The organism is Nocardia sp. NPDC049526 (assembly GCF_044465765.1).
Lineage (GTDB): Bacteria > Actinomycetota > Actinomycetes > Mycobacteriales > Mycobacteriaceae > Nocardia.
On the sequence record NZ_JBITMA010000004.1, the window covers coordinates 368,085 to 391,375 of the forward strand.

Consider the following 23,291-nt stretch of genomic DNA (forward strand, 5'->3'; position numbering starts at 1 on the left):
TCATGTCGCCGGTGTTGTGATCTTGGACCGTTGGCGGTTCTGCTCCCGCATCTGACAGGGGTCGCTGATCTTTCGGTTTCAGGCGGCCGCGTGTGGAACGCGCGTCTGCACAGTTTGGATCACATGGACGCACAGTTCGCCGGACTCGTCCGCGATTCGCACACCGACCACCACCGCGGTGCGGCTGACGCGAATCGGCGCGGCGACCGCATGCGCCGCTCCGCGGACCGGACGCAGGAAATGCGTTGTCGAATCGGTCGTCGCGGGCAGTGCCCCCGGGGCGGAATTCAGGGCGGCACAGACCGCGGCAGCCGCATCGGCCAACCCCATCAGGGCACCGCCGTGCAGGCCACCCCCTGTTGTCGACAGCGCGACGGTGTGGGTCAGGCGGGCGGTGACCGCGGAGGGTGTGAGTTCTGAGAACTCCACTCCGAGAGTGCGGACGAACGGAGCGAGTTGGTAGACGTCCTCGGCTGTGATGGTCATGGTTGGCCTCTCATCGTTGTAGAGACTTCACTCTACAACGCTCTCTGGAGAGTACTCTCTACAGCGTGGTGAGATTCGTACACGACACCGCGGCGATCCTCGACGCCGCTGCGCGACTGCTGGCTACGCAGGGTCCCGCCGGCGTCACGATGTCCGGGGTGATCCGGGAATCCGGTGCACCGAGCGGGTCGGTCTACCATCGCTTCGCCGATCGGCCCTCATTGCTGGCTGCCCTGTGGAACAGGGCCGTCGGGCACCTGCACCGGGACGCCTACGTCCTGTTCGACGAGGACGATCCGGTCGAGGCCGCCGCCGCGATCACCGGCCACATCGTGCAGTGGTGCCGGAGCAACCCGCTCGACGCGCAGGTCCTGCTCGCGGGTGTCCACCACTTCGCTCCGCAGAGCTGGCCCGCCACCGCAAGTGCGGAACGCGCCGCCGAAACAGCCCGGTGGGACGCCGCCATCCGCGGACTCGTCCACTCGTTACGCGCCGAAACCGGGTTGTCCACGGCGACGATCGTTCTCACCATTGTCGACCTGCCGTACGCCGCGGTTCGGCGATATCTCACCGCCGACCGGCCGATACCCACCGAACTCGATGTCCAGGTACCCACCATGGTGCGCACGCTGCTGAACAGCTTGCCCGCCGCAGAGGACAAAGCCGCCGTTTGACAGGGCTCGCAGACCAACGGCCACGGCGGTGAACCGATCCAGTACCGGCGCTGCTTCTCATGCGTTTCCGGGACGCAGAAGCCGTCGGTGTAAGTACACAGCCGATACGAGCGCCGGTTGTCCGACGCCGCAGTAGCCAGCCGCGAGGTGGTGATCGGGATTCGGGTACGACGGTTGTTCTGTGACAACTTCGGTTGCGGGAGAACGACTTTTACCGAGTCAGTGCCCGGCCGACAGTCCGGTCCGCGCCAACTCGGACCTGCGCCGCAAACGAATCCCGTTGAGCGACTGCCGACCCACCGCGACGAATCACGAAATGTGTAATCTACCTTGCGGATTCGGGCGTCGCCAGCGGAGCGGCCGCGGCTTGGATTCCGGGCTGCCCTCTGCCCCAAAGATCTTCTGAACTCCGTACATCACGCGGCGTGCTCACAAGGTCAGATGCCCACACCTGATCGCCAGCAGATTCGCTATCAGGACGGCGACGAAGACGACCGCGACCGCTCGGTAGCCCACGGCCCACAGTCCGACCGCAGCACTGCCGAAAACCACAACCTTGGTGACGACCGCGAGCAGTGGGTTGTCGAATGTCGCATGCGGCGCCGCGAACAGGCCCCAGGCCAGCGCCGCGAGCAGTGGCACACCCACAGCCAACACGAGCTTGACCGGAGTCACAGTGGCGGTCTTCCAGCCCCACAGTCCCAGCGCCCCGAGCGCGACCAACTCCATCCCGAATGCCAGCGTGAGGTTGGCCCATTTCCAGACTTCGTGCATGTCCGCTCTCCCATGAGTCGCCAAGAGCATCGCTCTCTAATGAGAGCAGTGTGCACAGTTGATTCAGCTTCGTCAAGTTGCTGCCCCGGCTACCCGATTGCCTTCCCTACGTTGCACGACGCGGCAACCAGGTGCTGCCCGAGTCGAGGACAGCTCTACAGAACCTCGATCTGCGCAGGCTCGGGCAGCGCCCGTGGGCGCTCATCCGTATACAGGCGTACTCGATTCCGCTGAGCCTGCCGTTCTCGACCCACAGGATGACCTCACCGACAGGTGCCCCGTTCCGGTCCGTGACCGCTCCGCTGGCAAAGATCCCGTCCGTCGATCCGGACGCCGGCACTGCACTGGGCAGCACCGCCAGGTCAACGCTGGACGAACCGTCACCCCAGGTCGCGACGACCCGCGTGAACGGGATCTGCGACAGGAACTCGCCCGCACCGACGGCACCGGACGACAGCAGCTTGGTGACGACGCCGCACTCGAGCTCGGTGAGCGCCCGCGGCTGAATCGGTGTAATACTCATCGATTCTCGCGCTACGTCACGGAATGCACGCGGTGCCGATTTTCAAGACGCCATCGACGCGGCAACGCCATTCGATCGACATCCGGCGGGTGGGCCCGCCCGTGGGGCGGGTCGTCGCCAGGCAAACACACTCTGCAGAAGTTATCGGCTGACTGACATGCTGACCCACAGCACGGCAGCGAGTAATCGTTTCGTCCATGCCGCAGTCTCCACCGCTGCCGACGACGCGACGCGGGTAGCGCTTTTCAGCAGTCGGCGACGACCACCCGGCCGTTGGCCAGGGTCTGTGGGCGGCGGACTGGGATGGCCAGCCCTTGGGCGAGGGTGAGCTGGTCGACGTCGGAGACCACCCGCCAGCCGTGCGCGCCCAGCAGCTCGCGCATCTGCTCCTGCCGCCAGGCCGAGACGTGCCGCTCGTGCGACATCGGGTTGGTCCGCCGAGCAATTCCGAACAAGATCCGCAGCGCCAGTCGCCCCGCGCCGGGTATCGGCAGCCGGTTCGAATAGGTCGCGATCAGCCGTGAGCCTCCGGCCGAGCAGGCAGCGATCTCGGCCAGGGTCGAATTCGACTGGTGGTGCGTGAGGTAGGGCAGCACGCCCTCCCAGATCCACGTGGTCGGCCGGGTGCGATCGTGTTCGGCGGAATTCAGCGCGGCGCCCAGGGCGTCACGGCCGAATTCCACCGGCACGAAGCGCACCGACTTCGCTGTCGGCGCCAACTCGCCCAGGCGGGTGCACTTGTCCCGTTGCGAAGCGGGCTGATCCACCTCGAACAGTCGGACTCCGGCCAGTTCCGGCATCCGCCAGCCGCGCGCATCCAGACCCGCGCCCAGAACCACCAACTGCGGATTCTGCACTTCCCGCACCGCGTCGTCGATCGCCACGGTGCGTGCGGCCAGCACATCGGCGGTGGCAGCGAGGAACTCGAACTCGATCCGATCCTGCCAGCGCCGCGGGACGTTGCCGCGAGCCAGTTCGACGGCGGCCCGCTCGTCGACGTGCAGCAGCTGCCGGGCAATCGGATCGGCGAACCGCCCCACCGCGACACGGCCGTCCGCCACCGCCCTGGCCTGGCAGACCAGTACCGCTGTTCGACTCGCCCGCAGCTCGGCTTTGTCTATTCTTCCTTCGCTACGCTCGCTCATGTCGACACGGTACTGCGGTCAGCAGCGACGCGATCCCTGGCTCGTAGCGACAGAATGCCAGGACAACACCGGACGCCTGGCTTGACAGAGTGCTCGGATCCAATGAGATACCTCGGATTTCACGAGACGAATTACCCACCACACCGAACGCACGGTAATGGCTCCCCTTTATGTCAAGACGCAGTTGGGAGTTCGCCGTTAGGCTGGGTGGCGGTAGGTCCGGGTTGTGGCTTGTCCGAAGGACCGGCGTGCGGGGTAGGGCCGGCCGCGCTGGAGTCAGTAGTCGCCCCCGAGTGCCCTCCCGGGCTTGCCGCATCTCGTCGCCGCTGGTCGGCGAGCATCCGCTGATAGACGACATTGGACAGGCGTCGTTTGAGTGCCCGCATCGCCTCCATGGAAGTCTTCCCGGCAGCCTTCTTGTTGTCGTAATAAGCACGCCCCGCCGTCGGGTTGCGCAGCTGGACCACTGCCATGGTGTGCAGGACATGGTTGATCTTGCGGTTGCCGGCCCGGGAGAGCCGGTGTCGCTGCTGCTGGCCGGAGGAGGCGTCCAGCGGTGCGGTGCCGTTCCAGGAAGCGAACCGGTCCCGGGAAACGAAGCGGTGGATGTTGTCGGTGTCGGCGAGAAGCCGTGCAGCACCGCAGGGGCCGATGCCGTGCAGGTCCATCACTGTCGACCCGCGCGCGAGGACCAGTTGCTTGAGTTCTTTGTCCGCTGCTTTGGTTTTCCGGTCGAGGACCTCGAGATCGTCGATCAGCTCGCTGACCAGCCGCAGACGAACCCGGGCCGCGGCATCGGCCGGTTCGACGGTCTGAGCCAAGGCGCGGGCCTGCATGGCCGACAGAAATCTTTTGGCGCCTCCGGGCACCAACTCCAGCAGCAGCCGGTGGATCCGGTTCAACAGTTCGGTGCGGGCACGGCCGAGCTCGTCACGACGATCGACCAGCAGACCCAACGCGACCAAGTCCGGATCCGCCTGCACCCGACGCAGATTCGGCGACCGCAACGCCGCCAACGCGACCGAATGCGCGTCGACCGGGTCGGTTTTACGGCCGTTGCCGGTGGCGAACACCCGAACCTGCGCCGACAGTTTCGCCGGTACGTCGATGACGGTTTCTCCGTCGGCTACCAGCCGGTGCGCCACATGCCGTCCGACACCGTTGCAGCCCTCGATCGCCCACACCCGTTGCGGAAATCGCTGTGCCGCACATAGCATTTCACCGTATCCGGCGGTGTCGGTGCCGTAACGCCCGGTCGCGAGGATCTTCGCGTCGGGGTCGATGATTTCGATGGTGGCCGAGCGTTTGTGCGGGTCCATTCCGATGATGACCGGCATCGGTATCCTTCCAGATCGACGGAGGAGGTATCCGTGCAGGAAGGCACCGCTACTTCGAGCCAGGGCAGACCCCTTTCCAGCCACGCCCGCACGGTAACCCGGTGGGACGCAAGCCATTAGAGAGCCACACCGATGATGCTAGTGGGCAGCCGCTTAGGGAGCTTCCCACCGGGTACCTGGGGCTGATCCTGGCCGGGATCAAGCCCTACCACCAGTCTTAAGTAGCCGCCTATCGAGCGTTCGCGACGTCAGCGCCACGCACCTATTCGACATGCTCTGAAATTTCGCATTACCAACATTCCCGATACACGCGAAGACCGTAGGTGCCATCATTCCCTTCTGAACTGAGTTAGCCAGCTGTCGAGCTGGCTGTCGAGAAGCTCGCGCGACTCGATCAGCTTCTCGAGGGCGTTGGGGGTGTCGACGAGTTTCCCCAGCGCCTTGGCTTCTCCTTGCCGGTCGCCGAGCTCGCGGTAGAGGTTCAACGCCTGCTGATACAACTCGACCGCTCCCGCGTGGTCACTACCCGCACGACACGCCTGCCCGAGTTCATAGAGGGCGTCGGCTTCGCCGCGCCGGTCGCCGAGTTCGCGGTAGATGACCAGGGCCTGCTGGAACAACTCGGCCGACACCGGATATTCACCAACCGCGAAGCGCACTCGGCCGAGGTCGTAGAGGGCGTTGGCTTCGCCGAGCCGGGCGCCGATCGCGCGGTAGATGGCCTGTGCCTGCTGATACAACTCGATCGCCGAAGTGTAGTTTCCGGTCACGTAGCGACCGAAACCGAGCCCGCAGAGAGTGTTGGCTTCGCCGTGCCGGCTGCCGATCTCGCGGTAGATGACCAGGGCCTGCTGGAACAACTCGGCCGACACCGGATACTCCGCACTCGCATGATGCATACGGCCAAGGTCGTAGAGGGTGTCGGCTTCGCCGGGCCGGACGCCGAGTTCGCGGTAGATGGCCAGTGTCTGCTGGAACAACTCGGCCGCCGCCGAATGCTCACCGATCGTCGAATGTATTCGCCCGAGCTCGTAGTGGATGTCGGCTTCGCCGTGCCAGTCGCCGAGTTCGCGGTAGATGGCCTGTGCCTGCTGGAACAACTCGGCCGCCGCCGAATGCTCACCGATCGTCGAATGTATTCGCCCGAGCTCGTAGTGGGTGTTGGCTTCGCCGAGCCGGGCACCGATTTCGCGGTAGATGACCCGGGCCTGCTGGAACAACTCGGCCGACACCAGATATTCACCACCCCCGAAGCGCACTCGGCCGAGCTCATGGAGGGTGTTGGCTTCGCCGCGCCGGTCACCGAGCTCGCGGTAGATCACCTGTACCTGCTGGAACAACTCGCCCGCCGCCGAGTACTCACTAACAGCGAGACGCACTCGGCCAAGTTCGCAGAGGGTATCGGCTTCGCCGAGCCGGTCGCCGAGTTCGCGGTAGATCGACTGTGCCTGCCGACACAACTCGGCCGATATCGCAAGGTGACCCCTTGTCTGATGTACCAAGTTCAGCTGCACGAGAGTGTCGGCTTCCGCTTGGCGGTTGCCGAGTTCGCGGTAGATGTCCAACGCCTGCTGGAACCACTCGGCCGCCACGGAATACTCCCTGAGTATGTAACAGGCGCGACCGAGCTGGTAGAGGGAGTCGGGCTCGCCAGGTCGGATGCCGAGTTCGCGGTAGATGTCCAACGCCCGCTGGAACCACTCGGCCGCGGCTTTGTAGGCATCCGTCGCGTTACGGGCCAACCCGAGCTGGTAGAGGGAGTCGGCTTCCTTGTACCGATTGCCGAGTTCGTGGTAGACGTCCAACGCCTGCTGGAACCACTGGGCCGCCCCGGAATATTCACTGATTATGTAGCAGGCACGACCGAGTTCGTAGAGGGAGTTGGCCTCGCCAGGTCGATCACCGAGTTCGCGGTAAATGCTCAACGCCTGCTCGAGCCACTGGGCCGCCCCGGAATACTCGCCGATCGTGTACCGGGTACGACCGAGCTCGTAGAGGGAGTCGGCCTCGCCAGGTCGATCACCGAGTTCGCGGTAAATGCCCAACGCCTGCTCGAGCCACTGGGCCGCCCCGGAATACTCGCCGATCGTGTACCAGGTACGACCGAGCTCGTAGAGTGCAACGGCTTCATGATGTCGGTCACCGAGTTCGCGGTAGATGTCCAACGCCCGCTGATACAGCTCTGCCGCCGCCGAGTATTCACTTGTCGCTGAGCGTACTGTCCCGAGTCCGACAAGAGTGGTGGCTTCGCCAGCCGGGTGGCCGAGTTTGCGGTAGATGTCCAACGCGAGCTGATACCACTCTGCCGCCGCCGAATACTCACCCGCCGTACTTTGGGTCCAGCCGAGCCCGAAGAGAGTGTCGGCTTCGTCGAGTCGCTTGCCGAGTTGGCGATAGATGTCCAGCGCCTGCTGATACCACTCGACCGACACCGAGTACTCACCGACCGCATAGTTGGTCCAACCGAGGTAGAAAAGGAAACCGGCGGCTTCGGGCAGGCTTGCAATGCGGCGAGCAGTCTCGGCGGCGCGCTGGTGGAGTTCGATCGCCAGGGGCCAGGGGCCGTCTTCTACGAGCAGGTCGGTGAGCATGCTGGTCAGAGCGATCAGCTGTGTCGGCCGACTGTGGACTGCAGTGTAATCAATACAGGCCAGCAGGTTTTCGCGTTCGATCCGCATCCAATCCAACATCGGCTGGTCGGGTTTGGTGCCGGTGGTCTGATAGTGCGCCAAGAGCCGATCCACAGCATCGGCGCGGTCCTGGATCGGGTCGTCCTCTGCCACGGCATGGGCGTATTCGCGCACCAGATCGTGAAGTCGGTAGCGGCCGGGACCAATCTCGTCGAGCAGGTGGTCGGTATAGAGTGCGTCGAGTTCGTTGCGCGCGATCTCGGCCGGGATCTCAGCGAGAGCAGCGACAGCATGGGCTTCGAGGTCCGGACCTGGGTGCAGCCCCAGTCGCCGGAACAATCGCTGCCGCCCAGCGGGCAGATCCTCATACGACAGGGTGAACGAGGCCTTCACCGCACGGTGGCGCGCATCGAGGTCGATATGGGGCAGACGGTCGTTCGTGGCGGCAAATTCGGCGGCCAGAGCGGGAACCGTCCAGGTCGGGTGAGATGCGAGCCGTCTGGCCAATAGTGTGATCGCCAACGGCAGATACCCACACAACCGCACGATATCCGCGACTGCGGGCTGGTCAGCATCGGCCGGGGCGCGGCCGCCTACCGTGCTGAACAAACCCGCTGCGGCATCGGGATCGAGGGTATCGACCGAGACAGTCACCGCCGCGTCGAGCGTGCTCAAGCGACGCCTGCTGGTGATCACCGTCAGACATCCAGTTCCCGACGGCAGCAACGGTTCGACCTGCACCGGATCGAGCGCGTCATCAAGCACCAACAACACCCGCCGATCACGGACCCGGTCCACCCACAGATCTTGGCGCGCACCGACAGATTCGGGAATAGCGCCCGGCTCGACACCCAGATTGGTCAGCAGTCGTGCCAGCAGGTCAGTGGGTACGGCCGGTGTCTGTTCAGGGGTGTGGCCGTTGAGATCGAGGAAGTAGCGGCCATCGGGGAACCGGTCGGCCAGCAGATGCGCGACCCTGGTCACCAGCGCGGTCTTACCCGCACCAGCCATACCATCCACCGCGACCACCCGGGCGGAGTCAGCGGCGGCGAGGATCTGCTGCACCTCATTGTCACGGCCGACGAAAGTATCCAGATCAGGGCGCAATGTGTCGATCACCCCCGCCCGCGGAGGAGGACGTTGCTGCTGATCACCATCGGGGGTACGCCGCCGCTGATGATCGGTGATCGCGTAGGCAACACGGTTTTTCAGCGTGAGATAGCTGCGATGACGAACCGAGTCGGGACGGATGATCGAGAAATGATCCCCAGGCAACGCACCCACGAACCGGTCGGGAAACACCGACCTGGCCGACTGCGGCGACACCACCCCGTCGCTTTCGGCGGCGAACAGCCACATCGGAATCCGCATCGCTGGATCCTCGGCGTGCACGATCCGATTCAGCACCTCCTTACGGTTGGCGGTGATCTGCCGGTTGATCGGACGCAGCGCCCGTTCCTGCCGGTTACGCAGCATCGGCACGATCGACACCCACTTGCGCGCGGAGTACAGCAGCAGCGATCCCTCGTTCGGACAGGAGAACATCACGACCCCCGCGATCGACGCCAACTCCTCGGTCGTCCCACCACGCACCCGGTCCGCCAGATACTGCTGCACTACCAACCCACCCATACTGTGGGTCACCAACACCACCGCACGCCCCGCCGGGATCTCATCGACAAGCTTGACCCGCAGACTCTCCGCGACCTCCGACAACGCAGGAATCCGCCGCAACGGATGCAACTGGAACGGGCGAGTGTCATAGGCGAACTTGTCCACCTCGACACTGCCGGCGAATTCCTCATCACCAGCGATCACCTCATCGAACGCCTCCCACGTCCGCGCCCCCGAGATGAACCCGTGCACGAACACCACACTCGTCAGCGAATCCACAACCCCTCCTGACATCGCCGACATCAGCTCTCCCCGACTGGCATTCGAGGCGCACCCCGGCTTCACCCATTCATCGTGACCGACAAACCAGCGTTACGACACACCAATCCACCTCATCTACACCCGGTCAACCCGCAGCCCGTAGCACGATTTCTCTCGGCTGCGCACCACTTACCAATGCAAAAACACCGCGCTATCTATCGGAGGCGTCACACGAGATCTCGGGTGTGATATCCATCGAGCGTGTCGAAAACCATTGGCGTCCAACAATTCTTATGTCAGCCCTTTCTCCGACACTCGTATGGCCAGCAGGGTGTCCGACATCCGGGATCCACTCATCCTCGACGATCATGCGCTCGACCCGATCGGCGGCGAAGGGGCGCCTGTCGGCGAAGGCCGGGTATCGACCACCGAGCCATGAGCTCGACCAGGCAGATCCACGCACTCAACGCGGCGGGATGCCAGAACGCGTGAACATCTCGGAAAGCGTATTCGACAAGTTGTGATACGTCGGCCTGCCAGTATTCTGCGAACTTCCGAGAAGCGCGCATCGAGTGGACGCGTGCTTCTGTCGAGAGGGTGACGTCTCGCTCCTGCTGTCGGCCACAGGACCGCGTCTGCGGGACTTGACGACTGGTGTTTCCAGATCAAGCAGGCGTGACTTCGAGCACCAATTTGCCTGTGGTGGAGCCGGACTCGATGCGACGGTGCGCTTCGATCGCTTGATGCAGGGGCAGCGTCTCGACCTGGATCCGGAGGTCTCCGTTGGTGGCGGCGGCGACCGCGCGACGCAGTGCGGTTCCCGCATCGGCGGGATAGGCGGCGGAGAAGGCAGCCAGGTTGAACCCGGAGACCGTCTTGTTGCTGAACCATAGTTCGTTGGCTGACATCCCGACGTCCTCGGCGCCGGAAGCGTTGCCCATCACCACCATGCGCCCCATCGGAGCGAGCCGGTCCAGGCTGGCGCGGCGCGTTGGTCCGCCGACCATGTCGACCACGATGTCGAACTCGCCCGCGTCGGCGAGCTGGTCGCGCAGGATAACCTCGTCGTAGCCGAACGCGGTGGCGGTCGCGATCTTCTCAGGGGTGCCCACGGTGCCGACCACGCGACCCGCGCCCAACAGTCGGGCCGCTTGGCCGAGCTGGCTGCCGACACCACCGGCGGCGGCGTGTACCAGTACACTCTCGCCGGGTTCGATCCGGGCGACGCGGTCGAGGACCAGGAACGCGGTGGTGCTGTTGGACGGCAACGCCGCGGCCGTGGCCAGGCTCAGGGACTGCTCATCGAGCGGAGCGACCAGGTCCGCGGCGGTGACCGCCACCTCGGCGTACCCGCCGCTGTCGACGATGGTCAACGCGGCTACCGGCTGACCGACTGTCAGTCCCACCACCTCGGCTCCCACAGCGCGGACGTGGCCGGAGATCTCGATGCCGGGCACGAACGGCAGCGGGACGTCGACCACGCCTTGCCGGTAGAGGATCTCGGCGAAGTTCGCACCGGCGAAGGCCACATCGATGGCGACCTGACCAGGCCCGGGCTCGGGGATGTTCACGGCGGCCTCCCGCAGCACCTCGGCGGGGCCGAACTCGGGGATGGTGACTGCCTTCATCTGCATCGTGTTGCTCATGGCACCAATCCTGCGGTCCCGGCACACCGATAGGCAGTGTCAGTTCATGGGGGGTGTGCCACCACCAGGCTGGGAGCGCAGCAATCGCTCCAACCGTTCACTGGTCTCGGTGCCGGGGACCGGGTTGTGCAGGATGAGGTGATGTCCGGGATGGTCGGGCAACGGGAACAGGGTCGCTTCGAACACCATCACCCCGACGTCGGGGTGGTCGACGGCCTTGACCGCGGTTGAATGCTCGGCCGCGTCGTGACGCGCCCACAGCTCGGCGAATTCCGGGCTGACCTGTGCCAGATCCCCTGCGATGCGGTCGAACTCGGGATCGTCGGGATAGCGGGCGGCGTCGGCGCGGAACCCGGCGGCCACCGCCGGGGCGATCTCATCCCACTGCTGGTGCGACACCCGCAACCGCGTGTTGGTGAAAAACGACGTCAGGCAGTTGTGGTCGGTATCGCCATAGCCGAACACCGCCCGAGCCGCATCGTTGACCGCGGTGAAGTTCCAGTGCCGGTCCCGGATGTAGCCCGGCCGCGGAGCCCAGGTGTCGAGTAGACGCCGCATCTGCGGTGATGCCGGAATCGACGGCGCTGCCTGCTGTTGCGGCGGATTCAGGCCCGCCAACCGGTACAGGTGAGCGCGTTCGATGTCGTCCAGTAGCAACGCACGCGCGACCGCGTCGAGCACGTCGTCGGACACCTTGATATCGCGGCCTTGCTCGAGCCACGTGTACCAAGACACGCCCACCCCCGCCAATACCGCGACTTCCTCGCGCCGCAACCCCGGTGTGCGTCGTCGCCCGGCTTCGGGCAGCCCCACTGCCGAGGGAGTCAACCGCTCGCGTCGACTACGCAGAAACTCCCGCAATTCCTCCCGACGTCGGTCCCGGGCCATGCCGCGGTCGGGTTCCTGGTTCAGAGAGGTAGTGCTCACGGATCCACGATAGATCGACACTATTCAGCCTCGGCACCGTCGGGTGCGGCGTGGGTGAACGAACATGTGAACGATTTCTTGCCCCCGCGCGCCGCCACCCCGCCGCCGAAGGCTCAGGTGTGTCCGGACTCCGGCCTACTTTGTCGCTGTTGCCCGGCCGGGGAAAGGTTCATCTGGTGACCGTGTGTCGGTCGGGGGTGCGGAGGGGCGCGCCGACGTGGTGCATGTGCCGCAGCGCCTCGCGGTAAGAGGAGATCAGCCCGGTCTCGTGGTACGGCACGCCGATTTCGGCGCAGTAGTCGCGGACGATCACCTGGGCGTGACGCAGATTCGGCGTCGGCATGCTCGGGAACAAGTGGTGCTCGATCTGATAGTTGAGCCCGCCGAGGGCGAGGTCGGTCAGCACGCCACCTCGCACGTTGCGGGAGGTCAGCACCTGCCTGCGCAAGTAGTCGGGGCGGTCGTCGCCGGTCAGGGTTGGCATGCCCTTATGGTTCGGGGCGAAAATGCAGCCCATGTACAGGCCGAACAGCGCCTGGTGGACAGCGAGGAACGCGAAGGCTTTGTCGGCGGGCAGGACCGCGAACAATGCGGCCAGATAGGCGGCGAAGTGGCCGAAGAGCAGCGCGCCCTCCAATCCGCGGTATTTCACCGATCGATTTCTGAGCGCACGTACGCCGGCCACGTGGAGGTTCAGGCCCTCCAGCATCAGTAGCGGGAAGAACAGGAACGCCTGCGCCCTCCCGATGAGACGAGGCAGGCCACGGCTGGCCCGCGCCTGCTGTTGTGACCAGACCAGAATGTCGGGCGCGACATCGGGGTCGAGTTCCTCGTGGTTCGGATTGGCGTGATGCCGGGTGTGCTTGTCCTGCCACCAGCCGTAGGCCAGGCCTATGCCGGCGTTGCCGACGAGTCGGCCCACGACCTCCGTCGGCCGCCGTAACCGGAAGACTTGGCGGTGCGCGACATCGTGCATGACGAGTGCGACCTGGGCGCACGTCACGGCCATGAGCGCCGCGACGATGAGCGTCCACCACGAGTCGCCGACGAGGACGAACGCCGCCCAGCCGGCCGCGAACGCAATCCCGACGAGGCTGAGCCGGACGGCGTAGTAGACAGGACGCCGATTCATCAGTCCCGCGTCGGAGATCCGGCGCAACAGACGGGCGTAATCACCGCCGGCGCCGCCGCGCCGCGATGACTGTGGAAATGACTGTGGGGCCAAGGCCGGTGTCGTCATAGATCTTCCTGAGGGCTGAGTCGGAGATACCACCTCCGTCCGTCCTCGATGCCGACCGGTAGATGTCGATCGGAGATCTGATCCAGCGGGCACTGCTCGGTGTGTCCGGGGCGGGGTGGCGATTTCGATACTCCGAAGCTATCGGCCCGATTCTCATTCCATGTAATCCCTTGGTATGACCTGGAATCGGACTGCGGTGTGATATCGGATGTCCACCGCAGAGCGAGGATCCGGGGTGCTGATCCGGACGTCGTAGCCGACTGCCCTGCGGCTGCAGCGTCCAGTCGACAATCCACCGGGCGGGATGCTCAGCCAGCGGATACATCCAGCTGTACGTCAACTGCTTGCACGGCCAGGCCGCGCCGCATGGCGGGCAGGCTCCGAGACACGATCGGCGGCATGTGGTCTCGGCAGCCCAAAAGTGAGTCGACCGCAGCGGTCATACGGTGGAATGCAACTGTGGACCGTTGTGCCGTTTGCTCATACCGAGTGTTGCGGTAGCTGATTGCGGTTGGCACTATTGACCACCGTATGCCGTTGGATTCCGCGTATCACAGCCTCGAGGGTTTGTCCGTTGGTGATGCGCTGGGTGCTCAGTTCTTCGTGCCCGGCCACTCCGTCGCTGACCTGCTCGCCGGGCACCCGCCCGCGGCCCCGTGGCAGTGGACCGACGACACCGAGATGGCCTGTTCGGTGTACTCGGAAGTCCACGGCCGCGGCTGTGTCGACCGGGACGCGCTCGCGGCCGCATTCGCCGATCGCTGCGAACCCTATCGTGGCTATGGCGGCGGCACAGTCGTTGTGCTGCACGAGATTCGCGACGGACGCCCCTGGAACGAAGCGGCCGCAGCTGCTTTCGGCGGCCGCGGATCGTGGGGGAACGGGGCTGCGATGCGGGTCGCGCCGCTCGGGGCGTACTTCGCTGGAGACCCGCGCCGAGCGGCAGCGCAGGCCGCATTCTCCGCCGAGGTCACCCATCGGCACCCGGAAGCGATCGTGGGCGCCATGGCGGTCGCCGCCGCGGCGAGCCACGCTGCGGCGACTCGCGGAAAAGGCTGTACACCAAGTGAATTGATGCACGTAGTAGAGCCGTACCTGGTCGATGGCCGGACCACGGACGGTATCCGGCGAGCTCGAAAGCTACTCGGCCGATCGGTAGCCGAAGCAGCGTACGAGCTGGGCAACGGCGCACAGGTCAGCGCCCAGGACACGGTGCCGTTCACGCTGTGGGCGGCCGCCACGTTTCTCGATGACTATCCCGCCGCCGTCACCGCCTGCATCGAGGCCGGAGGCGATGTGGACACCACAGCCGCGATCGTCGGTGGAATCGTGGCAGCACACACCGGGATCGGATGCCGAGGCACGGTGCGCGGAATACCGGAACAGTGGTTGTCGGCACGCGAGCCCCTGCCCGCATGGGCGACGGACTGACGCCGATCATCAGCGAGAGGAACCAGTCGGAGACGAACATGCGCATCGCGATCCCGAAACTGCGGCACACAGATGCGCGGTCCTGCGGTGCGAGGCGCTACGCGACCTTCGTGTAGGTCAGGTCGAAGTCCGTCTTCCAGGTCCTTCGGTCCTCGGCCAGCTCCCAGCGACCCAGGATCGTCCTCCCGTCGTCGGAGAACCTGCCGGTGAATCGCTGGGCAAAGGGCTCGCCGTCGCGCTGCAACGTCCAGATGCCGTCGGTCAGGGTCATCTCATAGATTCGCTGGACGTCCCGGTCGTCAGTGTAGAGCTGGTAGTAGGTGTCGCTCATTCCATCGCAACCGATGACTGCGACACCGTCGGGAGCCTCGGGCAGGTCGATATGCCAGCGCTGAACCAACAGCGGTGTGCCCGTGAGCCATTCGAAGGTGACCACGCCCGCACCCGGCCACGGCGGCCCGCCAGCAGGTCCGGCCTGCATCGTCCATTCCCCGACGAAGACCTCCAGGCGCTCGCGTGCCGATTCGTTGGTGGACTGGTTCATAACGCTCTCCTCTCGGGTGGATTACCGATATCGACGCCGCGAGACAATCGATCTCATCGGTGACCCAGGCAGCAGATCGAGGAGACTGCAAAAAGGTCGGTCGGCTGAGACAGACCGCGACGGTGACCACCTCATCGCACCCAAGTACGGCAAACTGCGCGGATGTCAATAGTGGCCGATGCCGATCTCCGATAGCGACCGTCACCGTCGGCGAAAGGGCCGAAAGACGTCGACGCCGACCGTTTCGGGATACACGTCGAACGCCCGGAACTGTGTCACGAGCGACCGCCGCACCAATCATTCGGTGGTAGTCGAACGGCGTGAGGTCCGGCGTCAATGGGCGGCTGCACCGGCGCGGACACGATCAGGTCGCGCGGTACCGATCGGCCCTACGGTGGCACAGTGAACGGGGAGGCGGGCTCGAATGAGAAGGAGCAGACGATGAGCGGACGTATTCCCAGCCAGTGGGAGGAGCTCACTGCTGCCGACCCGGCTCATTCGACGTGGTACGCGGAGCGGTTCCGTGCGTTGGCGGCCGACGGTACGGATATCGTCGGCGAGGCACGGCTCGTCGACGCGATGCTCGAGCGCGGCAGCCGGGTTCTGGATGCGGGGTGCGGTCCAGGACGGGTGGGTGGCTATTTGCACCAAGCTGGTCACGTCGTGGTCGGCGTCGACGTCGATCCGGTATTGATCGCCGCGGCGGAGCAGGACTATCCCGGTCCGGCCTGGATCGTCGGTGATCTCGCCGAACTGGACCTGGCGGGCCGTGGGATCGCCGCCGACTTCGATGTCATCGTGTGCGCGGGCAACGTGATGACATTTCTGGCGCCGTCCACCCGGGAGGCGGTGCTGGCTGGATTCGCCCGCAATCTCGCCCCGGCCGGTCGGGTGGTCGTGGGATTCGGCGCCAATCGTGGTTACGAGTTTCCACAGTTCCTCGCCGACGCCGCGGACGCCGGTCTCGCGATGGATCTGCGGCTTTCGACGTGGGATCTACGCCCATTCACCGACGAGTCCGACTTTCTGGTGGCGGTGTTCTCCCGCGCACTGTGAGAGCCCGTGTTCCGCAGAACTTGTCTCGTCGGTGTCCGATGAGTTCTCCGCGTCCGGGAGGTCTACCCAGTCATGAGGAAACTGATCTACTCGTTCGGCGTGTCCCTGGACGGCTACGTCAACGACCGCGACGGCAGCATCGACTGGACGAACCCGGACGAGGAGCTGCACCAGTTCCACAATGACCGCTACCGCGAGATCGAGGTCTCGCTGCACGGCCGTCGCCTGTACGAGCTGATGGCCGAGTACTGGCCGCACGTGTCCGAGAACGCGCCGCGCATCGAGCGTGAGTTCGGCAGGCTCTGGACGGAGAAGCCGAAGGTCGTCTTCTCCCGGACGCTCACCGAGGTCCACTGGAACAGCACCCTGATCAGTGAGAACGCGGTCGAGGAGGTCCGCGGGCTGAAGGCTGGGGGCGACGGCGTCATGGAGGTCGGTGGCGCGAGCCTCGCGGCCTCGCTGATGCCGCACGGGCTCATCGACGAGTACTGGCTGTTCCTCTATCCGGTGGTCGTCGGCGGCGGCACGCCGCTCTTCCCGTTGCTGGACAAGCGAATCCAGCTCCGGCTGGCCGAGACGAAGCACTTCGACAAGGTGGTGATGCTGCGCTACGTGGCCGACTAACGGCCCATTCAACCGCAGCCCGCGCTCGAATGCGACCGTCACCGCCGCGCGGACCAGATGGCCGCTGGATCGATCGCCGCCAACCCGACGGGCTATCGATCCGGGAACGCACGACCGGCGATCGGTGGGTGGACAACCGATCGCCAGTCGTGGGTATGGATTTGTCATCGCGAGAGCGAGTCGCGCAGATCGGTGATGGTGGCGCGGCGCTGGTAGGCGATCCAGGCGAAGATCGCGGCGAGCACCAGTGGGAAGATCCCCATCAGGGGCTTGTCGGCGATGAAAGCCTGCGTCCCGGCGGCGAGCACGGTGAGAACCGACAGACCCGCGGCAGCCAGGGCACTGAGCCTGGGCACCATCAGGCCGACACCGCCCGCGACCTCCGCAACTCCGATGAAGACGAGCAGCCCGAGGGGGATGGTCAGATTCTCGGGGGCGTTGTCGGTTGCGCCTGGGCTGGCAGTAGTCGGTCTGCTTGTAGAGCGGGATCGTATTCGGCACTTTCACCTGTGTGACCACAATTTGGCCGCCCAATGGAAATGAGCGGCGCTGTAGCGGCGAGCCACTCCCCCGTCGAGGGCAGCAGGCAACACCATGACCAAACCAGTAGCAGATGCTCCCGAGCCGCTCTTGAACCGATATCACATGGTTGAAAGATTGGTGGAGGACGCGAACACAGAGGCCCGATTATTGCCGCGTAGTCGCTGAACTGCCGAAGGCGTCGCCCGATGGCAGCGTCCGTCAATAGTCGAGAGCATGTTCCGGTTGACAGACGTGCATGGGAGACGGCAGATACCGGACGATGGCTTCCACGAGCGGGGCGATGTCGTCACTCCATGGCGCCGCATCACACAGGACGGGCACAGCGTCGCCGATGCGCGTGAGGCAGCGGATGCGCTCGTGCAAGTATTCGGGTGGGATCTCTCGCAGGCCGAGGATTGCGTCCGAATCCGGCGCGTCCTGTTCCATCACCGTGGCCGAGAGGTCGCGGTACCACTGCTCGGCGACTTTCCAATGGCTGCCGTAGAATTCGACGGCCATCGGTTCGAGCACCCACATCCGGACCAGATCGATGACGCCTTCGAACTCGGTGCCGATGCCGATAGGAATCTGCAGCGCCAACGGCACCGCCCCGCGCGTCTCGGTGATCGTGCGGACGCAGCGGTCGAAGTCGGCGGCGGGATGATCGAGTCCGGTCACCAGACACAGCCGTGCGACCTGGTGGTCGTCGGCAAGCCGCAGTATCGTCCCGAGTCGCGGGGTGCTGTTCACGGCAGCATTCACGACCGCGATCACCCCGTCGGCTACCCGGATGGACCGCTCCAGGTCCGCGATGGGCGCGTTGCTCGACAGCTCGGCGATATGGACAGTGTGGTCGACGCGGCCCGTCACCCAATGGACCGTGGCCGCCGTGCCGGACCCGGTCCTGGCGAAACGGCGGAACAGGCGGTGGACGACCCGCGTCGTCTCGTCGGGGTCCCCGATGATCGTGACGTTGCGGATCGACTGCGGGTCAATGGCTTTGGTGCCCATCGGCGTTGTGGTACTCCAGCTCGGCTCGAGGGTCTCGTCGCGTCCTCAATCCGCACTCACCGTACCGCCGCGCGTACATCGCCGGAGCGAATTTCCGCCCCAAAATAGAACATGTTCCTATAACGTCGGGTTTGTGCAGAAAGAGCAACGGCCCGCGGTGGCAGATTGGTTCACTGCGGACGACGGCGCGGTACGTCTCGTGGGAAGTCGCTGCAATGTGTGCGGCACACCGTATTTCCCGCGGAACACGCTGGCCTGTCGCAACCCGCAGTGTGCAAGTCCGAAGGACGGCTCCGAGCTGGCCGAGTACTTGTTCTCCACGAGTGGCCGGATCTGGTCATACGCGGATGCCCGGTACAAGCCGCCCCCGCCCTATGTCTCGCCCGATCCGTTCGAGCCGTATGTCGTCGCCGCGGTGGAGCTCGAGGTCGAACAGATGGTGATTCTCGGGCAGGTCGTGCGCGGCCTCACGGTGGACGACCTGGCCGTCGGCATGCCGGTCGAACTGACCCTCGGCGTGCTGTACGAGGACGAGGACGCGGAGCACACGGTGTGGATGTGGAGGCCGGTCGATGCCTGACACGAATGATCGCGACATTGCCGTCCTCGGTGCGGGCATGCACCAATGGGGCAAGTGGGGGCGCAATTTCGTCGAATACGGGCTGGTCGCGGCGCGCGCGGCGCTGGCCGATGCCGGGGTGGACCACCTCGACGTCGGCTACATCGCCGGCGCGGACACGATCCGCAATGGATACCCCGGTTTCGTCTCCGGTGCGACATTTGCCCAGGCGCTGGGCTGGTCGGGTGCGCGGATCTCGAGCAGCTACGCGGCCTGCGCCTCCGGTGCGCAAGCCATCGCCAATGCGCGTGCCCAGATCCTGGCCGGGTTGACCGATGTAGCGCTGGTGATCGGCGCGGATGCCGCCCCGAAGGGCTTCTTCCAGCCGGTCGGCGGTGAACGCCGCGACGATCCGGACTGGTTGCGCTTCCACCTGCTCGGTGCCACCAACCCCATCTATTTCGCGCTCTATGCCCGCCGCCGGATGGCGCTGCATGGTGCCACGCTCGACGATTTCGCCGCGGTCAAGGTAAAGAACGCCAAGCACGGCCTGAACAACCCGTACGCCCGCTACCGCAAGGAGGTTTCGGCCGAGGAGGTCGCGGCCTCGGCGATCGTCTCGGACCCGCTGCGGCTGCTCGACATCTGCGCGACCAGTGACGGCGGTGCGGCACTGGTACTGACCTCGATGGAGTACGCCCGCCGCCACGGCGTCACCGAACCGGTCCGTATCCGGGCGCTGTCCACGGTCACTCCGACGTTCCCGAAAACCGTACTCGACCTGCCGGATTTCGCGACGGACTCCGCCGTGGCCGCCGAGCCCCCGCCGCACACGTTCCGTTCAGCCATCGCGCACGCCGCGTACGAGGAGGCCGGGCTCGGGCCTTCCGACCTGTCCTTCGCGGAGGTCTACGACCTCTCGACCGCTCTGGAGTTGGACTGGTACGAGGACATCGGGCTCTGCGACACCGGCGGCGCCGAGGAACTACTGCGCAGCGGCGCAACGACTTTGGGTGGACGTGTGCCGGTGAACCCCAGTGGTGGGCTGGCCTGCTTCGGTGAGGCGATCCCCGCGCAGGCGATCGCTCAGATCTGCGAGCTCACGTGGCAATTGCGCGGCCAGGCCGACAGCCGCCAAGTGGAGAACGCCCGTGCAGGCATCGCGGTGAATCAGGGCCTCTTCGGCCACGGCTCGGCAATAATCGCCACCCGCTGAACCGAGGCCGATCCACGCTGCGAACCCCGGCCATGCCCGGGTTTTCGGATATCGACCGCGATGAAGCCGTGGTCGCTGGTTGTTGGATCGGCTCCCGCCGATCTGGACCCACTCGACGCCGAGATGATCGAGATTCACCCACCTCAGTGCTGGATCAGGCCGCCGACTGGAACAGCAGCGACGTGGCCAGTCTCCGGAACAGTCCGAGCCAAAGCGAGACCGATGTCGACCAGCGATGATCTGCGCAGATGAGCGACGTCGGGGATCGGTGTCCAGACCGACTCGGCGGTCTCGCCATTGGGCTCGGGCCGCAACCGGCCGCCGGTGATACGAACCCGGTAGAAGATGCCGACATTCTGGTGCGGCAGCGGTCCGGGCACACGGCGTTCTGCCGCTGGGATAACCCTCGAGTCCACACCCAACAGGCGCTCGACCACCGCGTCACAGCCGGTCTCCTCCCCGACCTCCCGGGTCACCGCGTCGAACGGATCCTCCCCGTGTTCGACTCCACCGCCAGGAAGAGTCCAGTTCGTCTCGCCCTCTGGCGGTACATAACGCGCGAGCAGCACCCGCCCGTCCTCGATGCACACCGCGTACGCCGCCAGCCGGAAACTCATCCGTGCACCGTATTCCAACGCACAGGATCCGTGCACCGTTCATGAACGACGCGGGACCCAACGCTCACACCAAAATCACGCACGATCCAATGGCGAGATTCGCCAGATAGCCAGTCCGGCAGCAGCTTCGACCAATTCTTGCTCACCACTCAAATCCCTCACCACAAGAGACGCGCTCCCGCTATCCGCGCTGACTGTTGACGAAAACGGCGAACTCCGCCGGTTGACAACAGCAGGGATTCGAGCACTACCGCCAGGCTATCTACGGCAAGCGCGCGGTACCTCGGAAGATCAACGGGCCACGGACATCCGAGGCCGGCCGAACGCACACTCGCCGCACACGGGAAGGGGCGCTACACCTACGCCAGTGCCCGGACAATGATCGGGCTCCGTCCTCTCGAACGCTGAAACCGGACTGCGTCAGTAGACGTATACCACCGCGTTTTCACCGCCGGTGCAGGTCACCAATTGTCCGTCCGCGACGCAGTTCATGGTGTAGGTCCGGCCGGTAACCGGACTGGCTGCCACCACCGAGCGCGATGAGCGCGAGACGTTCGTGGCGGCGGATTCGGCGTATGCCTTGCGGACCGCTTCCGCGAAACCGCAGCTGGTGACCGAGGATCCGGTGGCCGACTGGGTGAAGCTGCCTGCGACGGGTTGGCCGTTCGTGCAGTTCGTCGCGCCCGCGGGCAGGGTGACCGAGGTGGGTGCGGCCTTGGTGGTCGAGGTCGACCGAGATGTGGTCGAACCGCCTGCGGTGCCGATGGCGGCCGTGGTGGTCACCTGCGCACCTGCCTGCACATTCGAATCCCCGGATTTGCCGGAGCCGAGCACCTGCCAGCCGATAGCACCGCCGACCGCAAGCACCACGATGACGAAGACGGTGACCATAATCGGCAACATGACCGATCGATCCCGCTGATACGGATCCGCGGCGGGATCCTGCGTGTAGTAATCGTCTGCGTAATCGGGTTCGGCATAGCCTTGCGGTGAATACTCGGCCGGTTGCGGCGACGGCCGGTACGGGTTGGGCGCCGCATGGGCGGGACCGCGCGGCGGCTCGAATGGCGGTGTGCCGGAAAAGGGTTCCGGCAACGGGACCCGGCGCGTCTCCGGAGCGGACGAATCCTGTTGCGCGCCATACTGTTCCGGATACTGCCGCGCCGGGTATCGAGCCTCCGGGTACCCCGCCTCTGGGTAATGCGACTCCGGATACCGCTGAGTCGGCGGAGCCGCCGGATCACCCGGGTGCCGCGGTGACGGCAAGTGCTGCGGAAACTCCGGCGGCGACTCCTCGTACAAATGCGCATCCGGGAACGGCCGGGCCGGCCGGCCGGCCCCGGGCGACCCGAACGGCGGACCGGCGGGTTGCTGTGGTGGCAACGGCGTGAACTGCAGATCGGCGGGCGAGACCACCGTCGGCCCGGTCGGATGGATCACCGCCGGAATCGCTCCTGTCGACTCCGCGGGCGTCACCGGACTGCGGTGCACCACAGCCTGATCCGATGGTCCGCGCGACGGATCGGGCGGCCGCACGATCAAGGTCGGCGTATTCGCGGCGGGCGCGGTGGCGAGTGCGGCCCTGGCCGCGCGTGCGAGATCGGTCGCGGTCGGGAAGCGATCGGCGGCCTCCTTTGCCATACCGCGGGCGATCACCTCGTCCATCGCCGCGGGAACTCCGGGTCGCTGCACGCTCGGCCGCGGCGGTGCCTCGGTTAGGTGCGACCGGATCAACACGCTCATGCTCCCGGCCGGGAACGGTGTTGCTCCGGTGAGGCATTCGTGCAGTACACAGGCAAGCGAGTAGATATCGGCGCGACCGGTCACCGGTCCGGAATCGAATCGCTCCGGGGCCATGTAGGTGTAGGAGCCGATGGCCGTACCCGCCTGGGTGACCGCGCTGTCGCCCTCGATATGGGCGATGCCGAAGTCGACCAGGTAGGCGAAATCCGCCTCGGTGACCAGGATGTTGGCCGGTTTCACATCGCGGTGCACGAGACCGTCGGCGTGCGCGGCGTCCAAGCCGGCCGCGATCTGCTCGATGATGCCGATCGCGCGCTCGGCGCTCATCGGCCCCTGATTGCGCAGGATCTCACGCAGATCGGTGCCGGGCACCAGCCGCATATCGATGAACAACACACCGTCGATCACCCCCCAGTCGTGGATCGGGATGATGTGCGGTTCGGCCAGCCGGGCCGCCGCCTGCGATTCGCGACGGAAGCGCACCTGGTAGACCGGGTCCCTGGCGAGTTCGTCGGACAGCAGTTTGACCGCGACCACGCGGTCCTTCACCGTGTCGTACGCCTCGTAGACCTCGCCCATACCCCCTTTGCCGAGTAGCGCTCTGAGCTCATACGGCCCGAACCGGCTACCGACTCTCCATCCAGGTCCGTCCACCCCGTCATTCCTCCACATCCCGGGCAAAGATCGCCCATCACCAGCTCCGGGTATGCG

General features: G+C 65.4%; 20 protein-coding genes. 6 read left to right on the forward strand and 14 right to left on the reverse strand.

All coding sequences use genetic code 11. From position 1 onward, the window contains the following. Nucleotides 1-78 precede the first annotated feature (78 nt). Nucleotides 79-486 carry a PaaI family thioesterase gene (locus ACIBW7_RS15280; RefSeq protein ID WP_397046843.1) on the reverse strand — a complete coding sequence of 136 codons (408 nt, stop codon included), beginning with the start codon at nt 484-486 and terminating at the stop codon, nt 79-81. Nucleotides 487-551: 65 nt separating this feature from the next. Between ACIBW7_RS15280 and ACIBW7_RS15285 the strand changes: the two genes are divergently transcribed. Beyond that, nucleotides 552-1,160: a TetR/AcrR family transcriptional regulator gene (locus ACIBW7_RS15285; RefSeq protein WP_397046844.1), complete on the forward strand. Its 609-nt coding sequence runs from the start codon at nt 552-554 to the stop codon at nt 1,158-1,160. Between the two features lie 429 nt (nt 1,161-1,589). Here ACIBW7_RS15285 and ACIBW7_RS15290 read toward each other — a convergent pair whose 3' ends face one another. The 8 genes from ACIBW7_RS15290 to ACIBW7_RS15325 form a co-directional block, all read right to left on the reverse strand. Then, nucleotides 1,590-1,934, reverse strand: coding sequence for a YrdB family protein (locus ACIBW7_RS15290; protein ID WP_397046845.1), 345 nt, complete (start codon nt 1,932-1,934; stop codon nt 1,590-1,592). A gap of 106 nt (nt 1,935-2,040) precedes the next feature. Beyond that, nucleotides 2,041-2,457 (reverse strand): hypothetical protein, encoded by a 417-nt coding sequence (locus ACIBW7_RS15295; protein ID WP_397046846.1) that lies wholly within the window; start codon nt 2,455-2,457, stop codon nt 2,041-2,043. A 245-nt stretch (nt 2,458-2,702) separates the two neighbouring features. Next, a complete protein-coding gene (locus ACIBW7_RS15300; protein WP_397046847.1) occupies nt 2,703-3,602 on the reverse strand; it encodes an SAM-dependent methyltransferase in 900 nt (299 codons plus the stop codon). 173 nt (nt 3,603-3,775) lie between these two features. Next, a complete protein-coding gene (locus ACIBW7_RS15305) occupies nt 3,776-4,939 on the reverse strand; it encodes an IS110 family transposase (RefSeq protein WP_397046848.1) in 1,164 nt (387 codons plus the stop codon). 329 nt (nt 4,940-5,268) lie between these two features. Beyond that, a complete protein-coding gene (locus ACIBW7_RS15310; protein WP_397046849.1) occupies nt 5,269-9,462 on the reverse strand; it encodes an alpha/beta fold hydrolase in 4,194 nt (1,397 codons plus the stop codon). Between the two features lie 647 nt (nt 9,463-10,109). After that, complete coding sequence (locus ACIBW7_RS15315) at nt 10,110-11,090, reverse strand: zinc-binding alcohol dehydrogenase family protein (protein ID WP_397046850.1); 981 nt, start codon at nt 11,088-11,090, stop codon at nt 10,110-10,112. A gap of 39 nt (nt 11,091-11,129) precedes the next feature. Then, a complete protein-coding gene (locus ACIBW7_RS15320) occupies nt 11,130-12,017 on the reverse strand; it encodes a helix-turn-helix transcriptional regulator (RefSeq protein WP_397046851.1) in 888 nt (295 codons plus the stop codon). Nucleotides 12,018-12,186: 169 nt separating this feature from the next. Next, a complete protein-coding gene (locus ACIBW7_RS15325; protein WP_397046852.1) occupies nt 12,187-13,257 on the reverse strand; it encodes a fatty acid desaturase family protein in 1,071 nt (356 codons plus the stop codon). A gap of 531 nt (nt 13,258-13,788) precedes the next feature. On the opposite strand from ACIBW7_RS15325, the gene ACIBW7_RS15330 reads away from it, so the two are divergent. Continuing rightward, nucleotides 13,789-14,688, forward strand: a complete 900-nt coding sequence (locus ACIBW7_RS15330; protein ID WP_397046853.1) for an ADP-ribosylglycohydrolase family protein — start codon at nt 13,789-13,791, stop codon at nt 14,686-14,688. Between the two features lie 97 nt (nt 14,689-14,785). On the opposite strand, the gene ACIBW7_RS15335 is transcribed toward ACIBW7_RS15330, so the two are convergent. Continuing rightward, the gene (locus tag ACIBW7_RS15335) at nt 14,786-15,232 is read right to left on the reverse strand and encodes a hypothetical protein (RefSeq protein ID WP_397046854.1); all 447 of its coding nucleotides are present in this window, start codon (nt 15,230-15,232) and stop codon (nt 14,786-14,788) included. A gap of 441 nt (nt 15,233-15,673) precedes the next feature. On the opposite strand from ACIBW7_RS15335, the gene ACIBW7_RS15340 reads away from it, so the two are divergent. Both ACIBW7_RS15340 and ACIBW7_RS15345 read left to right on the forward strand, forming a co-directional pair. Next, nucleotides 15,674-16,288, forward strand: a complete 615-nt coding sequence (locus ACIBW7_RS15340; protein WP_397046855.1) for a class I SAM-dependent methyltransferase — start codon at nt 15,674-15,676, stop codon at nt 16,286-16,288. Between the two features lie 72 nt (nt 16,289-16,360). After that, nucleotides 16,361-16,912: a dihydrofolate reductase family protein gene (locus ACIBW7_RS15345; protein ID WP_397046856.1), complete on the forward strand. Its 552-nt coding sequence runs from the start codon at nt 16,361-16,363 to the stop codon at nt 16,910-16,912. 164 nt (nt 16,913-17,076) lie between these two features. Here the strand turns inward: ACIBW7_RS15345 and ACIBW7_RS15350 are convergent, their stop codons facing one another. Both ACIBW7_RS15350 and ACIBW7_RS15355 read right to left on the reverse strand, forming a co-directional pair. Further along, nucleotides 17,077-17,406 carry a DoxX family protein gene (locus ACIBW7_RS15350; protein ID WP_397047083.1) on the reverse strand — a complete coding sequence of 110 codons (330 nt, stop codon included), beginning with the start codon at nt 17,404-17,406 and terminating at the stop codon, nt 17,077-17,079. 247 nt (nt 17,407-17,653) lie between these two features. After that, on the reverse strand, nt 17,654-18,445 hold the full coding sequence (locus tag ACIBW7_RS15355; RefSeq protein ID WP_397046857.1) for a GTP-binding protein: 792 nt from the start codon (nt 18,443-18,445) through the stop codon (nt 17,654-17,656). 157 nt (nt 18,446-18,602) lie between these two features. Here ACIBW7_RS15355 and ACIBW7_RS15360 point away from each other — a divergent pair, with 157 nt between their 5' ends. Then, nucleotides 18,603-19,025 carry a Zn-ribbon domain-containing OB-fold protein gene (locus tag ACIBW7_RS15360; RefSeq protein WP_397047084.1) on the forward strand — a complete coding sequence of 141 codons (423 nt, stop codon included), beginning with the start codon at nt 18,603-18,605 and terminating at the stop codon, nt 19,023-19,025. Next, the gene (locus ACIBW7_RS15365) at nt 19,018-20,220 is read left to right on the forward strand and encodes a lipid-transfer protein (protein ID WP_397046858.1); all 1,203 of its coding nucleotides are present in this window, start codon (nt 19,018-19,020) and stop codon (nt 20,218-20,220) included. Before ACIBW7_RS15360 ends, ACIBW7_RS15365 begins: the two co-directional genes overlap by 8 nt. Nucleotides 20,221-20,363: 143 nt before the next feature. Here the strand turns inward: ACIBW7_RS15365 and ACIBW7_RS15370 are convergent, their stop codons facing one another. Beyond that, nucleotides 20,364-20,837, reverse strand: coding sequence for an NUDIX hydrolase (locus ACIBW7_RS15370; RefSeq protein WP_397046859.1), 474 nt, complete (start codon nt 20,835-20,837; stop codon nt 20,364-20,366). Nucleotides 20,838-21,257: 420 nt separating this feature from the next. Next, the gene (locus ACIBW7_RS15375; RefSeq protein WP_397046860.1) at nt 21,258-23,234 is read right to left on the reverse strand and encodes a protein kinase; all 1,977 of its coding nucleotides are present in this window, start codon (nt 23,232-23,234) and stop codon (nt 21,258-21,260) included. Between the last annotated feature and the right edge of the window lie 57 nt (nt 23,235-23,291).

Bases quoted from the DNA above. Each gene is read 5' to 3' on its own strand.
- ACIBW7_RS15280 (WP_397046843.1), bottom strand. From the start codon at position 486: ATGACCATCACAGCCGAGGACGTCTACCAACTCGCTCCGTTCGTCCGC.
- ACIBW7_RS15290 (WP_397046845.1), bottom strand. From the start codon at position 1,934: ATGCACGAAGTCTGGAAATGGGCCAACCTCACGCTGGCATTCGGGATG.
- ACIBW7_RS15295 (WP_397046846.1), bottom strand. From the start codon at position 2,457: ATGAGTATTACACCGATTCAGCCGCGGGCGCTCACCGAGCTCGAGTGC.
- ACIBW7_RS15300 (WP_397046847.1), bottom strand. From the start codon at position 3,602: ATGAGCGAGCGTAGCGAAGGAAGAATAGACAAAGCCGAGCTGCGGGCG.
- ACIBW7_RS15305 (WP_397046848.1), bottom strand. From the start codon at position 4,939: ATGCCGGTCATCATCGGAATGGACCCGCACAAACGCTCGGCCACCATC.
- ACIBW7_RS15315 (WP_397046850.1), bottom strand. From the start codon at position 11,090: ATGAGCAACACGATGCAGATGAAGGCAGTCACCATCCCCGAGTTCGGC.
- ACIBW7_RS15325 (WP_397046852.1), bottom strand. From the start codon at position 13,257: ATGACGACACCGGCCTTGGCCCCACAGTCATTTCCACAGTCATCGCGG.
- ACIBW7_RS15330 (WP_397046853.1), top strand. From the start codon at position 13,789: ATGCCGTTGGATTCCGCGTATCACAGCCTCGAGGGTTTGTCCGTTGGT.
- ACIBW7_RS15335 (WP_397046854.1), bottom strand. From the start codon at position 15,232: ATGAACCAGTCCACCAACGAATCGGCACGCGAGCGCCTGGAGGTCTTC.
- ACIBW7_RS15340 (WP_397046855.1), top strand. From the start codon at position 15,674: ATGAGCGGACGTATTCCCAGCCAGTGGGAGGAGCTCACTGCTGCCGAC.
- ACIBW7_RS15345 (WP_397046856.1), top strand. From the start codon at position 16,361: ATGAGGAAACTGATCTACTCGTTCGGCGTGTCCCTGGACGGCTACGTC.
- ACIBW7_RS15355 (WP_397046857.1), bottom strand. From the start codon at position 18,445: ATGGGCACCAAAGCCATTGACCCGCAGTCGATCCGCAACGTCACGATC.
- ACIBW7_RS15365 (WP_397046858.1), top strand. From the start codon at position 19,018: ATGCCTGACACGAATGATCGCGACATTGCCGTCCTCGGTGCGGGCATG.
- ACIBW7_RS15370 (WP_397046859.1), bottom strand. From the start codon at position 20,837: ATGAGTTTCCGGCTGGCGGCGTACGCGGTGTGCATCGAGGACGGGCGG.